The sequence below is a fragment of the Streptococcus thalassemiae genome (assembly GCF_903645285.1).
GTDB lineage: Bacteria > Bacillota > Bacilli > Lactobacillales > Streptococcaceae > Streptococcus > Streptococcus thalassemiae.
In genome coordinates this window covers 369968-389213 of record NZ_CAHJXN010000002.1, presented here as the reverse complement: position 1 = coordinate 389213, position 19246 = coordinate 369968, and the positions used below count along the sequence as shown (strand labels likewise).

Sequence of the window (19246 nt, the reverse complement as noted above, 5' to 3'; positions counted from 1 at the left end):
ACTTTTCCACAAATTATAGAATCTTTTCTGAGTATTTAGGGAGTGATGGAGGAAGTCTTGAAAGCGCTTTTGTTTTGTGCTATAGTCAAGTATATCGATTCGTTTAAAGAGGAATGCTTGTATGAGAAGAGAAGAAGTTTTACGAAATCACTGGTTTTTTAGCCAAGAGGTGGGGAAGGAAGAGGCCTTGGCGTCGGATTTTCAGAGGGGAAATTGGCAGGCTATTCAAGTGCCACATGACTGGAGTATTTACAATGATTTTGACCAGTATTCGCCAGCGCAAAATGAGGGTGGTCAGTTAAACGGGGGTCAGGCTTGGTATCGGACACAGTTTTACTTGGAAGAAGATGCCAGTATTGTTTCGGTGCGTTTGCTCTTTGACGGGGTTTACATGAATGCCCAAGTCTATATCAACGGGCAAGTGCTGGGCTATTATCCCAATGGCTATACACCCTTTTCTTATGATATCACCCCTTATCTAAGAAACGATGGGACAGCCAACCAGCTTGCGGTTTTTGTGGAAAATCAGCAACCTAGCAGTCGGTGGTACTCTGGTAGCGGTATTTACCGAGAAGTAAAATTGTTGATGACAGATGCAGTTCATCTGGATTTATATGGGATTAAGATAGAAAGTCCCAAGCTCAAGGAGCAAAGAGATGGATGGGTGGAAACCCAGCTTGAAAGCAAGGTTTCAAATGATGGGCCTCAGTCCGTGTCGGTATATTTGGAGCAGAGTATCTGGTATGATGGACAACAGGTTTCAGACTGGCAGGCGACAGACTCTCTAGTGATTGAGTCTGGGGACAAATATTCTTTCCAACAAGCCATATCAATTTTTCAACCCTTGCTTTGGGATATTGATCATCCTCACCTTTACCAATTGAAGACTCGTCTTTACAAAAATGGCATTTTGGTTGATGAAGAAGAGGAGACTTTTGGTTACCGCTATATGGATTGGAAAGCGGATAAGGGCTTCTTTCTAAATGGCCGCTGGTTGAAGATTCATGGGGTGTGTTTGCACCATGACTACGGAGCGCTGGGAGCTGTGGAAAACAGGTCAGCTGCTGAGAGACGATTGCGCCAGATGAAGGAAATGGGTGTCAATGCAATCCGAATCACCCATAATCCAGCTAGTAGCATTTTGCTGGATCTAGCTGCCAAAATGGGCTTACTCATCCAAGAAGAAGCCTTTGATACCTGGTATGGAGGCAAGAAAGAATATGACTATGGTCGCTTTTTTGATGAAGAAGCGACTCATCCAGAAGCGAAAGCAGGCGATTTCTGGTCAGATTATGATTTGCGCACTATGATTGAACGTGGTAAGAACAATCCAGCGATTTTTATGTGGTCCTTGGGAAATGAAATCAGCGAAGCAAATGGAGATGCTCATTCATTGAAGACGATCAAACGCTTGCTGGGAAGGGTTAAGGAGATTGATGATAGCCGTTTTGTGACTATGGGAATGGATCAGTTCCGCTTTGGAGATGGGTCTGGAGGTCATGAAAAGATAGCCGATTTGCTGGATGTGGTGGGCTTGAATTACTCAGAAGATAATATTGACGGGATTCGCAAAAGACATCCCAAGTGGCGACTTTACGGGTCTGAAACCTCATCGGCTACACGGACGCGTGACAGCTATTTTCGCCCAGATAAGGAATGGGTTGGGGATAATCGCCGTGTGCGGAATTTTGAACAGTCAGACTATGGCAATGATCGGGTTCCTTGGGGGAAGACGGCGACGGCTTCTTGGACAGTAGATAGAAATCGGCTAGACTATGCGGGTCAGTTTATCTGGACAGGAGTGGATTATATCGGTGAGCCGACTCCTTGGCACAATCAAAATGACACGCCTGTAAAGAGTTCCTATTTTGGGATCGTGGATACAGCAGGGATTCCTAAAAATGACTATTATCTCTATCAAAGTCAGTGGGTGGACGTAAATCAGCATCCCATGGTTCATATCCTGCCCCACTGGAATTGGGAAATTCACAAGAGTTATCAACAAGTTGTGGATAAGTATGGGGATATCCCTGTTAGAGTGTATTCAAATGCTAGTTCAGTAGAGCTATTTCTCAATGGAAAATCTCAAGGTAGGAAGACTTTTCAGGAAAAATGGACTTCAGATGGCAGAAAATACCAAGAGGGACAAGGTTATGCCCAGCTCTATCTTGAATGGCGTTTGGCTTATCAACTAGGAGAATTGCATGCTGTGGCCTATGACCGTCAAGGTCAGCTTGTGGCAGAAGATAGGGTGGTGACTGCAGGTAAGCCAGCCAAAATCGGGTTACATGCCGAGAAAACACAACTGGAACCAGATGGGCAAGACCTCCTTTATCTCTATTTTGATGTATTGGACAAGGATGGAAATTGGGTGCCGACTGCTTCCAATCAGCTTCATTTTGAAATTGAAGGCCCTGCTCGTATTGTAGGTGTGGATAATGGCAGGCAGGCCAGTCGTGAACGTTACAAGGCTCAGAAAAATGGTCGGTTTAAGAGGAAAGCCTTTCATGGCAGAGGTGTACTTTTGGTTCAGAGCTTGGAGCAGGTATGTCAAGTGAGAGTAAAGGCTAGTGCCAGAGGGCTAGAGCCAGCAAGTTTTGATCTCTTAGTGGGAGAGGCTTTGGCTACCAACCAGTGAAAAATCAGCGCTTGTTTGAGATTCGAGTGGACAAGCAGGCAGGATTACAAGAAGGGGATTCCCCAGCTATTGGACTTTATCCACAAACTGTGGATAACCCTGTGAACAAGGTGGGGAATAGTGAAGTGATTTGGGAGACGAGTGGTAGTGCCCACGCCATTATCAAGCAGGGAGTGCTTTATTGCTTGTCTGCAGGGGACTTGGTTATCAGTGCTATTTATCAAGGGAAAACCTATCAAACTCACTTGCAGGTGGCAGAAAATACCTCATTAGGAAAGGCAGTTTCTGTACGACCACTTCGCTTGTATACAGATAAGGGGACTTATCCACAGCTTCCGTCTTCGGTCTTGGTAGACTATGAGCCAGGCGGTGCAAAACGAGTCAAGCTTGTCTGGGAGAAAATTCCTAAAGAAGCTTTGGAAAGCTTTCATGAATTTACGGTATCTGGCCAGCTAGAGGGTTTGGATTTAAAGGCTTCTGCTCAGGTTTGTGTCCAAGGGATTTGCGCTATTGAGCCTGAAAGGGTTTGGACGCTTGTCAAGGAAGTCCCACATTTACCAGAACGAGTCAAGCTAGTCTTGTCAGATGGCAGACGAGATACGGCCAAGGTGACTTGGGATGAACTCGAACCTCAAGTCTATGCTCAGGTAGGAGAATATGTTCTTACAGGTCAAGTAGCGGGCTGTGAGTTGCCAGCAACAGTCACCATTCATGTGACAGATGCTAGTGTAGATGGGGAAGTCATTTCCAATCAATGGACAGGGTCCAATCTGCCTCTGGTCTTTGCTTCCTACTCAGAGCCGAATCACCCAGCCTCATATCTCAATGACAAGGTCATTGCTCGGAAGAAATCGACAGCCAATACTTGGATTGCTAAGTCAGATCAAGCCAGCGTGGGTATTCTTTTTGGAGACGCAGGCATTTTGAAACCGCGATTTGTGGATAACCTGACCTTGTATTATGTTGAAAATCAAGAATATGTGGCTGTTGAGCCGACCTTTATTGATTATTACATAGGGAATGAGCCTGCCTTGCCTCGGACTCCCAATCATTTGGACAAGGATTCTCTACTCAAACAAGAGGAGAATTGGCGCCCTGTATCAGCTATCCGAAAAGTGTCAAGTGACAAGGATGAAGAGCTTCGTTTTGAATTTGACAAGGTGGAAACCTATGCCCTTCGTCTTCGATTTGAAAACTTGGTAAATCCACTAGCGTTAACAGAATTGCAAGTGTATGCAAAAAAAGTAAAGAAAAATGTAGATAGGAAGTAGTATGGTAAGAGAAATAAAACCGCATGGTCCCTTGCCTAGTCAGGCCCAGTTAGCTTATTTAGAGGATGAACTAGCAGCCTTTATCCATTTTGGCCCCAATACCTTTTATGACCAGGAATGGGGGACAGGTCAGGAGGATCCTGAACGCTTTAACCCGACAAGGTTAGACGCGCGTGAATGGGTTCGCGTGCTCAAGGAAACGGGCTTTAAGAAGTTGATTTTGGTGGTCAAGCACCATGATGGCTTTGTCCTCTATCCGACGACTTATACGGATTATTCGGTCAAGGCCAGTCCTTGGAGGAATGGAGAAGGGGACTTGCTTCTTGAAGTATCCCAAGCTGCCACAGAGTTTGATATGGATATGGGGGTCTACCTGTCACCCTGGGATGCCCACAGCCCGCTCTATCATGTGGACCGAGAAGCGGACTATAATGCCTATTATCTGGCTCAACTGAAGGAGATTTTATCAAATCCTGCCTATGGAAATGGAGGGAAATTTGCTGAGGTCTGGATGGATGGAGCTAGAGGAGAGGGCGCTCAAAAGGTCAATTATGAATTTGAAAAATGGTTTGAAACCGTTCGTGACCTGCAGGGCGATTGCTTGATTTTTTCAACAGAAGGAACCAGTATCCGCTGGATTGGCAATGAACGAGGATATACAGGTGATCCCCTGTGGCAAAAGGTGAATCCTGATAAACTAGGGACAGAAGCAGAGTTGGACTATCTTCAACATGGGGATCCCTCGGGTACGATTTTTTCAATCGGTGAGGCAGATGTTTCCATTCGGCCAGGCTGGTTCTACCATGAAGAGCAGGATCCTAAGTCACTTGAGGAGTTGGTCGAAATCTACTTTCACTCGGTGGGTCGGGGAACTCCACTCTTGCTTAATATTCCGCCGAATCAAGATGGGCTCTTTGATGCAAAGGATATTGAACGTCTCTATGAATTTGCGGCCTATCGCAATGAGCTCTATAAAGAAGATTTGGCTCTGGGAGCTGAAGTATCTGGTCCAGCTCTTTCCACAGACTTTGCCTGTCATCATCTGACAGATGGCCTTGAGACCAGTTCTTGGGCAAGCGATGTAGACTTGCCCATCCAGCTAGAACTCGACTTAGGTTCTCCTAAAACTTTTGATGTCATTGAGTTAAGAGAAGATTTGAAGCTAGGGCAACGAATCGCTGCTTTTCATGTGCAAATAGAGGTGGACGGCGTCTGGAAGGAATTTGGCAGGGGCTTCACAGTTGGTCATAAGCGTCTCCTGCGAGGTCCGCTAGTAGAGGCACAGAAGGTGCGCGTGATGATTACCGAGGCGCAATCTATGCCTGTATTGACCAAGATTTCACTCTATAAAACTCCTAGCTTATCAAAAAAAGAAGTTGTTCAGGGACTAGCATTTGCAGAAAAAAGTCTAGCTGTAGCAAAGGGAGAGACTCTTCATTTTAGGGTTGAACGTAGCGAAAGTGACACTCCTTTGGAGGCTAAGATTTCGATTCAACCGGGGACAGGTGTCCATGGTGTCGCCTATCAGGATGAGATTGAAGTCCTTCAATTCCAAGCAGGGGAAAGCAAAAAAGACTTGAGCATACCAACCCTGTATTTTGCTGCTGATAAGACCTTAGATTTCTATCTGAATCTGACTGTTGATGGACAACTGATTGATCAAGCTCATATTTTAGTTGAAACGAGATAAAATATCTTTATAATTCATTTCTTTTCCGAATAAATAGATAGTAGCAGTAAATCTAGCAAACCTAGATTTAAAACTGTGGTATAATAAAAGGAGGAAAAGGATGATTCTAAGACATCCGGGCATCAGCCCGACCAATGACTTAGTTGCTAAGAAAATCTTTAGCAACCCAGAAATCACTTGTCAATTTATTCGCGATATGCTGGACTTGCCAGCAAAAAATGTGACCATTTTGGAGGGAAGCAATATTCATGTCTTGCCATCTCTGCCCTACTCGGCTCAGGATTTTTACACTAGTATAGACGTCTTGGCGGAGTTGGATAATGGGACACAGGTTATTATTGAAATCCAAGTCCATCATCAGAATTTTTTCATCAATCGTTTATGGGCTTACCTGTGTAGTCAGGTCAATCAAAACCTCGAAAAAATTCGTCAACGTGAAGGTGATACTCACCAGAGCTATAAACACATCGCACCAGTATACGCTATCGCAATTGTAGATAGCAATTATTTCTCAGATGACCTGGCTTTTCATAGCTTTAGCATGCGAGAGGACACTACAGGTGAGGTTTTAACCATCACCAATAACGGTCAAGAAAACCATCTGGTTAAGATGGCGTTCTTGGAATTAAAAAAATATAGAGAAACCAGCAAAGACAAGGTTCGTAAACCGTGGTTGGAGTTTTTCGGCAACAAGCCTTTTACTCAAGAACCCGAGCGAGTCATCAGCCAAGCAGACCAACTGCTAGACTACAAGAGCTGGTCCGAGGAGGACAGGGAGATGTTTAGTGAACAACGCAGACGCGAAGAACAAGCATTATTAGCACACGACTATGCCTTGGAACGAGCCGAAGAAAAAGGATTGGAACGTGGTCGTGCAGAAGGTATTGAACAGGGACTAGAACGCGGTCGAGCTGAGGGTATCGAAAAAGGTTTAGAGAGAGGTCTTGAGCGTGGGCGAGCAGAAGGAGTTGAACAAGGACTGGAGCTCGGGAAAGCTGAAGGTAGTTTCGCCATGTTAGCAAATTTAGTCCGCCAAGGTCTTCTGACACCTGAGGTTGCTAGCCAGCAGTTGGGTATGACTGTCTCTGAGTTTGAAGAACTATTGAAAGACCATCATAAATAAGATCTAACAAATACAGAGAAACCAGCAAAGACGAGGTTCGCAAGCCGTGATTGGAGTTTTTCGGCAATAAGCCCTTTACCCAGCAACCTGAGCGAGCCATCAGCCAGGCAGACCAACTGCTGGACTACAAGAGCTGGTCCGAGGAGGACAGGAAAATGTTTAGTCAACTACGTATGCGAGAAGAACAGGCCTTGTTAGCGCAGGACTATGCTTTGGAAACAGCTAGGGCGGAAGGTATTGAACAGGGGTTGGAACGTGGTCTTGAACGTGGTCGAGCAGAAGGTATTGAACAAGGTTTAGAGCGCGGGAAAGCTGAAGGTAGTTTCGCCATGTTAGTAAATCTAGTCCGCCAAGGTCTCCTGACTTCTGAGGTTGCCAGCCAGCAGCTAGGCATGACCGTCGCTGAGTTTGAGGCATTGCTGTAAATAGGAACAGATGACATGTTGCCAAAATGAGGTAGCATGTTTTATTTTAGCTTTAGTTGTTAGTTGCAACAGGCAGACCAGCCAGAGAATGCTAATACTTTTAGGTCGTAATTAGGATGTGGGAGTCAGTCATATTTCTACGGTGAGGCGACTCTGGCGTGTTTAGCCTTTGAATTTTAAGAGAATAGTGCATATGAGAGATAGGGTCTGGTTTTGTCGGGCTCTGCTAGAAAGCTATCAGAGAATCTGGGCATTTAACTGACAGGTTCTCTTTTTTGGAAGAAAAAAAGCTAAAAACCTAAAAATTTTTGTATATTTATTTTACGAATGTTTTGTTGAAAAATAGCCGAATAGTTCCTTTTAGGTATCAAAGTTATCTACTTTTCAAAATAGAAAGATTTTATCCAAATTCATTTCCGAATTTTAGTTTTCAAGACAATATAACAATATATAGAAAACCAAAGCATTTTCCTGATTTTAAAGTTAAAAAATTCATAATTTTGGTTATAAAAACGAACGAATTGTAAAAATTGTCTGAAAATGTTTTTTTTTTTTGGTGAACTTGATGAGCATTTAGCTTGCATATATATCACTTATTATGTACAATGAAGAAGTAAAGTATCATATGCAAAACCTCGCCCATGGCGAGGAATCTTTGCATGTAGATATGGACATAAAAAAATATTTTTAAGGAGAACACAATAAGTGGAGAAAAAATCGCCTATGAGTCGTGTTGAACGCTTGCACCGTGAAAAGGTCACACGTTACTCAATCCGTAAATATAGTTTTGGAGCAGCCAGCGTAGCAGTTGCTGCCCTGTTCATGTTCTTGGGAAATGGAGCTGTATCAGCTAATGAGCTAAGCAAACAAGAGACATCTCTAGCAGCTCCAGGGCTAGCCTCTGAACATGAGGGACCACAAGAAGCAGAAAGTGCTTCGGTAGTAGCACCAGCTTCTGATGCCCCATCAACTCCAGCAGCACAACCAGTTGTAGAAGAACCAGCAAAACCAGCTGCACCAGAAGTAACAACTCCAGCTTTGGACAAAAAGCAACTTGAAAACTACATTTCAGAAGTTAAATCAAAACTTTCTGCAGGTAAGTATGCTAATAAAACAGAGGAGAGCCTTGCTCTTTTGAATGGTGAATTGGCTTCTGCTGAGTCTACGCTCGCTTCTGCAACTACTCAAGATGAATTGACAAAGGCTTATCAGAAACTAGTGACGTTTGTTAGTTCAGGGTTAAAAAACAAACCAAAAGACGCTCCGAAAGTAGATACTACTAACGGACAACCAACTGTAGGTAAAAAAGCAGAAAACACTGAATCTAAATCAGAATCTAACGCAATCGAAAACACAGGATCTCATGATTCACGTAATGGGAAAGAGATTGATAAAGAGAATGCTTTCCGTACAGAAGCGACAGCTACAACTCATGCACCTACAACGGTAACTTCAGGGAATTTAAGTTATACTATAGAATTTTCTAATGATAAGACAAAAGAAGTCTATGCTTATAACGAAGAAGATACAGACATTGAGATTTCTGTAAATTCAACAACTGGTAAAAAACTAAAAGAAGTGACAATTAAAAAAGGAAGTGGGCAGTATTTAGATGGAAGATCTATATCTTCGCCTATTAACCCAGTAGAAACAGATGGTTTCGGATGGTCGTACAGCTCAATTACAAGTCCAACAACAGGACCAGTAACAGTACGTGTAACAGGAAAACCAAACGACAAGTTTAAAGCTATTGCAACTTATACTAAACAAGAAAATCAAAATGCAGTATTAGGAGATAGATATTTACATATTGTTGATGAAGATGGAGACAAAATATCAGGTGGTACAAACTCATCTAATCCAGGTTACTTCAAAATGGTTGTTAAATCTCAAACTTATAAATACAGCATCCAGCAACCAGAAAATAACGCTAATAAAATTGCTGTTTCAGATATTAACAATCTAACAGAAACTGATATTCAGAAAATTAAAGACCAAATCAAGATTGGATATTCTACAACTAGCCAAGATGCTAGACTAGAATCTAAAAAAGGTACAACTTTAGATAATAGAGCTGAAGTTGTTGAAAACATTGAAGTAAATGGACAAAACATTGTTGTAACCTATAAAGATGGTTCAGTAGACACTACTCCAGTTGCAGATGTGGCACGTACAAACGAAAAACCAACCGTAGAGTTCCCATACTCTGATGCAGCTAAAAGAGAAATCTATGTCTATGGAGCAGAAGAAAATTCATTCGACATCAAAATCAAAGATGATGCGGATAAGATTTCAAGAGCTACATTACTACAAGGAGGAAATAGAACTTTCTCTCCTGTAGCAGGTGAAACAGATAAAATCAATACCCAATATGGATATACGGCAAATGTGTTTAGTTCTGAAACACCAGCTACAGAAGCTAAGCCAGCGGTTATCACATACTCAGGTACCCCAGCTCCAGAAGGGTCATTTACACAAGCTAAGCTAGAGGCTGCAACCAAAGGAGAGAACCCTCCAGGGGTAGCTTTAGGATGGCGTTATGTGCGAGTTACGGATACTGAAGGAACAGACTTTACCGGTTCCTCCGGGAATGAAGTAGCTAATGACCACGCTTTCCGTGTCATGCTTAAACCTCAAACTCAAAAATACGACATTCAAACACCAGCAGAAGCTGATAAAGTAGCAGTGGATGATGCATCGGAAGTAACTGAAGCAGAATTTAATAAAATTAAAGAAAAGCTTAAGATTGAATACTCTAAAAATAACATCGATGCTCGTCTAGCTGATAAAAAAGGTCAAGCTGTAGAAAATCAAGCAGACCGTATCGCAAGCATTAAAAAAGTTGATAATAATCTAGTTGTAACTTATAAAGATGGTTCAACAGACACTAGACCATTGACTGATTTTGCACGTACAAACAATGCTCCAGAAGTAACAATCCCTTATTCTGTAGACGGTAAAAAAGATGTTTACGTGTATGCGAACGAAGATTTTGAAATTCCTATTAAATTTACAGATGATTCAGGGAAAATAGCATCTGCGACAATTAAACGTGGTGGGAATCAGGATTCGCCAGCTAAAGATGAATCTAATCCTGATGTTTTAGATAATGAGTACAATACAACAGTTGAAAAAATTTCTACTGAAACGGTAGCAACAGCAGAAAATCCTGCTATTGTAAAAATTAAAGGTAATATTTCAAAAGATAACTCTGGAATTGCCGAGAGCAAATTCCCTAAAGAAGCAAATCAAGAACTTAAAATTGTAACTCGTTATGCAACTGCGACAGATGAAGATGGTAAAGAAATCCATAATGTTGCTAAAGGTTCTTCATATGCAACTGACCCAGGGGCATTCACTATCAAACTAAAAGCTCAAACAGCAAAATATGACATTAGAGAATTAGCTGATGCTGATAAGACAGTGGTAACAGATATTGCTCATATTCCAGAGGTTGAATTAGCTAAGCTTAAAGAAAGTCTTCCATTAGAATACTCTAAGAAAAATGAAGATAAGAACTTAGAAGATAAAAAAGGAAAAGCAGTCGAAGCAGAAAATGCTAAGAAGGTTGTAAAAGATCTTGTTCAAGACGGTGAAAACTTAGTAGTAACTTACCAAGATGGTTCTAAAGATACTATCCCTGTAGATAAAGTTGCTAAATTAGACAAGCAACCAGCAATCGATGCAGTAACTAACCAAGCAGATGCGAAAATTGCAGCTATTAAAGGTAATGATAACTTATCAAAAGCTGAGCAAGATAAAGCTATTGCTGATGTAGAAAAAGATAAAGCAGCAGCATTAGAAAAAATCGCTGATGCTACAAATGCAACAGATATAACTGCAGGTAAAGAAGAAGGTACTGGTGCTGTAGCGAAAGTAAATCCAATCGGTAAAGAAAAAGCTAAAGAAGAAATCGCTAAGACTTTGGAAGCTAAGAAGGAGGCTATTGAGAACAATGATAGCTTAACACAAGCCGAGAAGGAAAAAGCTAAAAAAGATGCTGAAGACAAGGCAGCAGCAGCCCTTGATGAAATCGAAAAACAACCAGCAACAGCAGCAACAGCAGATGCGGCAACAGCAGCTCAAACTACTGTAAACGATAAACAAGCTGAAGGAACCAAAGAAGTTGCTAAAATCAACCCAATCGGTAAACAAGCAGCATTAGACAAAATCGATGAAGCCTTAAAAGCTAAAGAAGCAGAAATGGATGCCCGCACTGACCTAACAGAGGAAGAAAAGGCAGAAGCTAAAGAACAAGCTAAACAACTTGCTGATGCTAAGAAAGCTGAAATTAAGGCGAAAAATGATAATGCAGAAACGCCTAAAGCAGCTGAACAAGAGCAAGGTGAAATCGATACAGCAGGCGATACTGGAAAAACAGAAGTAGAGGGTGTTAAGAAACCTGCTGCTAAAAAACCAGAAGCTAAAACAGAGGTAGAAACTACAGCCGCTGCTAAAAAGCAAGAGATTGAGCAAGATGGAGCATTGTCACCAGAAGCTAAGAAGAAACTTCAAGATGAGGTAGATGCTGTTAAGAAAGCTTCGGAAGAGGCAATCGATGGTGCTAAGAAAAATGCCGATGTTGCTAACGCTAAGAAATCAGCAGAAGCAGCGATTAAAGCCATCAACTCTGCTCGTTTACCAGCGAACAAGGTAATTGCTAAAAATCCAACAGATTTAGACGATAAAGAACAAGCAGAACTTAAAAAAGCGATTGAAGCGGTAAACCCTCCAGGAACAAAAGTAGTAGTAAGTCCTGATGGAAGTGCCTTAGTAACCTTACCAGGAAAAACAGTAGCCGAACCATTAAAACAAGAAGATTTAACAAAAGATGTAAATGCATTAGATACTGCAGGCGGTGGTAACGACATCAACCGTCCAACGGATAAAGTGATTGTTGAAAATCCTGAAAGTTTGACAGATGCAGATAAAGAAAACATCAAAAAAGCTGTTCGTGAAGTAAACCCTAATGCTGTTGTGACAATTGATGATAACGGAACAGTAACTGTTTCAACACCAGAAGGAAATACAGCAGGATTTACAGCCAAAGAATTGGTGCGTACTTTAGCTGATGCAGCAAATCCTGATTCAGGTAATGCAGGTGTTCGTAAGCCAGCAGATAAGTTGGTTGGAGATGCAACAAATGCAGATCTTCAAGCAAAAGCAGCTGAAAAACTGAAAAAATTAAATGGTGGCGACGAAAAAGTTAAAGCTGTTAAATATGACACTGAAGGAAATGCAACAGTAGTTCTTAAAGACGGAACAATTGCGACAATTCCAGCAGGTGACTTATTCAAGACAGAAGAAGACGCTAAGAAAGCAAACGGTGGAGATGACATCAACAAACCGAATGCCCAAACAGTTGTAGAAGATATTGCAGCATTAAGCCCAGAAGAACGTACTAAAGTAAAAGACGTGATTAAAGCAAAAGTTGAAGCTGTAAACCCAGGTGCAGTTGTAGTAGTTGACGATCAAGGAAATGCAGTTGTAACAACACCAGCAGGTAAAACAGCAGTTATTGACGCAGATGATTTAATTAAAAAACCTAATGAAACATCAACTGCCAAAGCTGGTAACAACATCAACAACCCAGCGGACAGAGTACGTGTTGATAACAGTAAGCAATTAACAGACCCTGAACTTGCTAGAATTAAAGCAGCAGTTGAAGCAGTGAACCCAGATGCTACAGTAGTAGTGGATGACAACGGAAATGCGACTGTAACAACTAAAGATGGTAAAACTGCGACAATTCCAGTGGCAGATTTAGTCAAATCAGATGCTGATAAAGACAATGTAACTGGTGGAAACCAAGTAAACACTCCAGCTGATAGAGTAGTGGTGGAAAATCCAGCTGCATTAACAGAAGATGATAAAAATGCAATTAAAGCTAAAATTCAAGCAGTAAACCCAGGTGCTGACGTAGTATTTGACGAAAAAGGAAATGCAACAGTAACAACACCAGAAGGAAAAACAGCAACAATTCCAGCGAGCGATTTAGTAAAAGCTAAAACTGACTTAGCGGATCCAGCGAAACAAGATGCTGTAAACAAACCAGCAGATAAAGTTGTAGTTGTCCCAGAATTAGAAGCAGCTGATAAAGATTTACCACAAGAAGCTAAAGACGCTATTAAAGCAGCAGTTGAAGCAGTAAATCCAGATTCTACTGTAGTAGTTGATGACAAAGGAAATGCAACAGTAACAACACCAGAAGGTAAAACTGTAGTAATTCCAAAAGCTGACTTAGTGAAGAAAGAAGCTGACAAAGAAACTGCTAAAGCAGGAAACAACATCAACAAACCAGCAGACAAAGTAGTTGCTAATAAAGATGCCTTAACTCCTGAAAATATCGCAGCAATTAAAGCTAAAGTTCAAGCAGTAAACCCCGATGCAACAGTAGTAGTTGATGCAAAAGGAAATGCAACAGTAGTTACACCAGACGGTAAGACAGCAACAATTCCAGTAACTGACTTAGTGAAATCTCCAGAAGAAGCTAAAGATGAAAAAGCAGGAAACAACGTCAACAAACCAGCCGATAAAGTAGCAGCAACAAAAGCTGATTTAGCTGATGAAGCGAAGAAAGCAGACGTTAAAGCTAAAATCAAAGCGGCTGTAGAAGCAGTGAATCCAGAAGGTTCAAAAGTATTCGTAGACGACCAAGGAAATGCGACTGTAACAACTCCAGATGGTAAAACAGCGACAATCCCTGTTGAAGATCTTATCAAAGATACAACTCAACCAAATGCAGGAAACAAAGTAAACACTCCAGCAACGAAAGTGGTTGTAACAGATCCTGCTAATATCAAGGCTGATGAAGATAAGATTAGAGCAGAAATCCTGAAAGTTAACCCAGGTGCAACAGTTGCATTTGACGAAAAAGGAAACGCAACAGTAACAACGAAAGACGGAGCTGTAGCAACAATTCCAGCATCTGATTTAGCAAAAGATGCAGCTGACTTAAGTAACCCAGACAAGCAAGATGCAGTTAAGAAACCAGCAGACAAAACACTTGTTAAGAAAGCAGGTAAATTAACTCCAGCTGAAAAAGAAGCTATTAAGAAAGAAATCGCTAAGGTAAATAGAGATCCGAAGACAACTATCGTAGTTGATGACGAAGGAAATGCAACAGTCACAACACCAGACGGTAAAACTGTAGTAATCGCCAAAGAAGACTTAGTGAAATCTCCACAAGAAGTTGATGGTGCAAAAGCAGGAAACAACATCAACAAACCAGCAGATAAAGTTTCAGCAACACCAGCAGATTTAACTGGAGATAAGAAAGATGAAGTTAAAGCTAAAATCCAAAAAGCGGTTGAAGCAGTAAACCCAGGTGCTACTGTATTCGTTGACGACAAAGGAAACGCAACAGTCACAACACCAGACGGTAAGACAGCAACAATCCCAGTTGAAGACTTATTGAAAGATCCAGCAGCTAAAGAAACTCCATCAGCAGGAAACAAAGTAAATACTCCAGCTGAAAGAACAGTAGTAGCAAATCCAGCTGAATTAACTGATGCTGAAAAAGCTAAGATTACTGCAGCGATTCAAGCGGTAAACCCTGAAGGAACTAAAGTTGTATTAGACGAAGCAGGAAACGCAACAGTAACAGTACCAAATCAAGACGGTACTACAGCTACAGCGACAATCCCTGTAAGTGACTTAGTGAAATCAAATGCTAAAGAAGACTTGGAAAATGCAGCGAAACAAGATGCGATTAAGAAACCTATCGATCAAACAGTAGTTGCAGATAAAGATGCTTTAACTAAAGCAGATTTAGACGCTATTAAAGCTAAGGTTCAAGAAGTTAACCCAGATGCAACTGTAGTAGTTGATGCAAAAGGAAACGCAACAGTCACAACTCCAGACGGAAAAACAGCAGTAATTCCAGCGGATGATTTAGTGAAAACTGATGATGAAGTATTAAGCGATCCAAAAGCAGGTAACGTTATTAACAAACCAGCAGATCGAGTGTTTGTTAAAGATGGACAAATCACGGATGATGTTAAAGCGAAAATCGCTGCTAAAGTTCAACGTATAAATCCAGGTTCAACAGTATTTGTAGATGAAAATGGAAATGCGACAGTAACAACACCAGAAGGTAAAACTGCAACAATTCCAGTAGCTGATTTAACGAAGACTGACGCTGATAAAGCTAAAGTGAATGCAGGAAATAAAATCAATTCACCAGCAGACAGAGTCTTAGTCAAAGACAGAGATAAATTGACAGCGGAAGATATTCAAGAAATTGAGAAAAACATCTTAGAAGTTAACCCAGGAGCAACAGTAGTATTTGACGCAAAAGGAAATGCGACTGTTAAGAATGCAAATGGAGACATCGCAACAATTCCTGTAGAAGCCTTAGCGAAACCAAAAGCAGATCTATTAAAACCTGAGAAACAAGATTTAATTAAGAAACCTGTTGATAAGGTATTAGTAACAGATCCAGCTAACGTGGATAAAGAAGCTATTAAGAAAGCTGTTGAGGAAGTGAACCCAGGTTCAACGGTTGTTGTTGATGACAATGGAAATGCAACGATAACTACAGAAGATGGTAGAAGCTTTGTAATTCCAGCAAAAGATTTAGTGAAAACTCCAGAAGAAGCTAAAAATGCAAAAGCTGGAAACAACATTAACAAACCAGCTGGTAAAGTAGTAGTAGCTGATCCAACTAAACCATTATCTCAAGAAGAGAAAAAAGCGATTGAAGCTAAGATTAAAGAAGTTAATCCAGATGCAAAAGCGATCTTCGTAGATGATAAAGGAAATGCAACGGTAACTATAGAAGATAAAGATGGTAATACGGAAACAGCAACAATTCCAGCGGCAGATTTAGTAACAAGTCAAGAAGAAGCTAAACAACCAAATGCAGGAAACAAAGTTAACACACCAGCTGATAAAGTATTAGTAACAGATCCAGATCATTTATCAGACGAGGATAAAGCTAAGATTACAGAAGCGATCAAAGCGGTAAATCCAGAAGCTAACGTAGTATTTGACGACAAAGGAAATGCAACGGTAACAACTAAAGATGGAGAAGTTGCAACAATTCCAGCGGCAGATTTAGTGAAAACTGCAGAAGAAGCAGCGAAACCAAAAGCAGGAAACAATGTCAACACACCAGCTGATAAAGTAGCGGTTGATTCTTCTAAACCATTAACAGAAGATGATAAAAAAGCAATCGCAGCTAAAGTAGCAGCAGTTAACCCTGGTGCAACTGTAGCAGTAGATGACAAAGGAAACGCAACAGTAACAGTAAATGGTAAGACAGCGGTCATTCCAGCGGCGGCATTAACTAAGACAGCAGATTCAGCTAAAGAGCCAAACGCAGGTAACGACGTCGTTAAACCAGCTGACAAGACAGTTGTAGAAGATCCAGAATCATTAACAAAAGACGAGCAAGATGCAATCGCAGCTAAAGTTAAAGCTGTGAATCTAGAAGCTAAAACTGTAGTTGTTGATGATCAAGGAAATGCAACAGTAACAACTAAAGATGGTAAGACAGTGGTTATCCCAGCGAAAGATTTGGTGAAAACAGCAGCAGAAGCCGCTAAGCCAAACGCAGGAAACGATGTCAACACACCAGCAGATAAGACAGTCTTGGATCCAAATGACTTAGAAGCATCTAAGAAAGCAATCGAAGACAAAGTTAAAGCTGTAAATCCAGGAGCAACTGTAGTAGTAGACGACCAAGGAAACGCAACAGTAACAACTAAAGATGGTAAAGTAGCAGTAATTCCAGCGAAAGATTTAACTAAGACAGCAGATTCAGCTAAAGAGCCAAACGCAGGAAACGACGTAGTTAAACCAGCAGATAAGACTGTAGTAGCAAATCCAGAATCGTTAACAAAAGACGAAAAAGATGCAATTGCAGCTAAAGTTAAAGCAGTAAATCCAGATGCGACTGTAGTAGTAGACGACCAAGGAAATGCAACAGTTACACCTAAAGATGGAAAACCAGTTGTAATCCCAGCAGCGGACTTAACTAAATCAGCAGCAGACGCAGCTAAACCAAACGCAGGAAACGACATCGTTAAACCAGCAGATAAAACTGTAGTAGCAAATCCAGAATCGTTAACAAAAGACGAAAAAGATGCAATTGTTGCTAAAGTTAAAGCAGTAAATCCAGGTGCTGAAGTTGTAGTGGACGACCAAGGAAACGCAACAGTAACAGTAAATGGTAAGACAGCGGTCATTCCAGCGGCGGACTTAACTAAGTCGTCAGATGCAGAAAAGGCACCAAAAGCAGGAAATGACATTGTTAAACCAGCATCTAAGACAAAAGTTGCAGATCCAGACTCATTAACAAAAGATGAGAAAGATGCAATTGCAGCTAAAGTAGCAGCCGTCAATCCAGGTTCAACTGTAGTCGTAGACGACCAAGGAAATGCGACAGTAACTCTTCCAAACGGAAATACAGCAGTTATCCCAGCATCAGATTTAACAAAATCTGAAAAAGATGTGAACGATGGAAAAGCTAAAGACAATGCAGTTACACCAGCCTCTAAGACAAAAGTCGCAAATCCAAATGCCTTAACTGAAGCTGAGAAGAAAGCAATCGCAGACAAAGTTAAAGCAGCAAATCCAGGCGCAACTGTAGTCGTAGACGACCAAGGAAATGCAACAGTAGTTAAAGATGGTAATGTTTCAGTTATCCCATCAACAGACTTAGTTAAAGTTGAAGATGATGCTAAGAAAGATAATGGTGGTAACGATGCGAACACACCAGCAGCTAAGACTGTAGTAGCAGATTCAACTAAACTTACAGACAAAGAGAAAGAAGCTGTTAAGAAAGCTGTTGAAGCAGTCAACTCAGGTTCAACTGTAGTGGTAGACGACCAAGGAAACGCAACAGTAACCAAAGGTGACGGCACAGTTCTTAACATCCCAGCTTCAGATTTAGTCATCCCAGCGACAAAACTAGCTGATGAAGCTAAGACTGCTAAAGTGAAAACACCAGCTATCCGTACATTAGTTGGAAATAAAGAAAACTTAACAAAAGACGAAAAAGACGCTGTTAAGAAAGCAATTGAAGCAGTAAACCCAGGATCAACTGTAGTAGTGGACGACCAAGGAAACGCAACAGTAACATTACCAGACGGTTCGACAGCAACAATTTCTAAAGAACAACTAGTGAAGAATGCAGAAGAAGCGAAAGCTAAAAACGGTGGTAATAATCTTGATTTCGACTTGAGTAAAGTAACGGTAGCAAACCTTGCTAATATTACTCCAGAAGAAAAAGCGAAATTCCAATTCAAAGTTCTAGGTGCTATCACTAATGTAGAAGAATTCGATCTTGATGCTTACATTAAATCAACAGATAAAGATGGAAACACAGTTTATACTTCAAAAGATCCAAAATCTAACGTAACAATTACAATCGATAAAGATGGTAATATGAAAGTTACGAAAGATGGTAAGACTGATTTAGTGGTTAACATTGACGAAGAAGGAAATGTAACGATTGTAACCAAAGAAGGTAAAGTATTAGCTATTTCAAGAGATGATGCATTCAAACAACGTCCATATGTACCATCAAATGGTGGAGGTAATAACGGAGCTACTAACACTGACGCAAAAGCAGATAAAGCGAAGTTGGAAGGTGCTATCCATCAATTAGATGAATTGTTCATCCAAGAATCAGCTAAGCTTGATGCAGAAACTGCAAAAGAAGCGAATGACTTATTAGCAGACGCTAAGAAAGTATTTGCTAATGCAGACGCAAGTCAAGCAGAAGTGGATGCAATGGTGAAACGTATCGAAGACTTTATGGCGAAAGTTGCTCCAGCAACTGACCCTACAAGCCCATCTAAAGACCAAGCTGCTCAAACATCAGATGTAGCTCCAGTTACTGCTCAAGCAGCAGCTAATGCTAGCCAAGAAGCAGCAACAAACGCGCGTAAAGCAGCTAAAGAATTGCCAAATACAGGTACAGCAGATTCTACTGTAGCTATGGTAGCAGCTGCCGCAAGTGCCTTACTTGGTCTTGGTCTTGCAGGCCGTCGTCGTAAAGAAGACGAAGAAGCTTAATTGGTAGATTGTTTGATAATTATCAGATAATAAATCCGATTTTCAAAGCTTAAACAAGTACCTCTCATAAGAAAA

Annotated in this window: 3 protein-coding genes and 2 pseudogenes; all 5 read left to right on the top strand. The window is 41.1% G+C overall.

Annotation, left to right across the window (positions count from 1 at the left end):
• Positions 1-121: 121 nt before the first annotated feature.
• The 5 genes and pseudogenes from HWX15_RS04400 (at position 122) to HWX15_RS04380 (ending at position 19171) form a co-directional block, all read left to right on the top strand.
• Positions 122-3909, top strand: a pseudogene (locus HWX15_RS04400) (glycoside hydrolase family 2 TIM barrel-domain containing protein).
• A 1-nt stretch (position 3910) separates the two neighbouring features.
• Positions 3911-5599, top strand: a complete 1689-nt coding sequence (locus tag HWX15_RS04395; protein ID WP_175880388.1) for an alpha-L-fucosidase — start codon at positions 3911-3913, stop codon at positions 5597-5599.
• Positions 5600-5699: 100 nt separating this feature from the next.
• Complete coding sequence (locus HWX15_RS04390) at positions 5700-6722, top strand: Rpn family recombination-promoting nuclease/putative transposase (protein ID WP_175880387.1); 1023 nt, start codon at positions 5700-5702, stop codon at positions 6720-6722.
• A gap of 8 nt (positions 6723-6730) precedes the next feature.
• Positions 6731-7147 (top strand): annotated as a pseudogene (locus HWX15_RS04385) (Rpn family recombination-promoting nuclease/putative transposase); the annotation flags it as partial.
• A gap of 705 nt (positions 7148-7852) precedes the next feature.
• Positions 7853-19171 carry a MiiA motif-containing surface protein gene (locus tag HWX15_RS04380; RefSeq protein WP_175880385.1) on the top strand — a complete coding sequence of 3773 codons (11319 nt, stop codon included), beginning with the start codon at positions 7853-7855 and terminating at the stop codon, positions 19169-19171.
• Positions 19172-19246 lie beyond the last annotated feature (75 nt).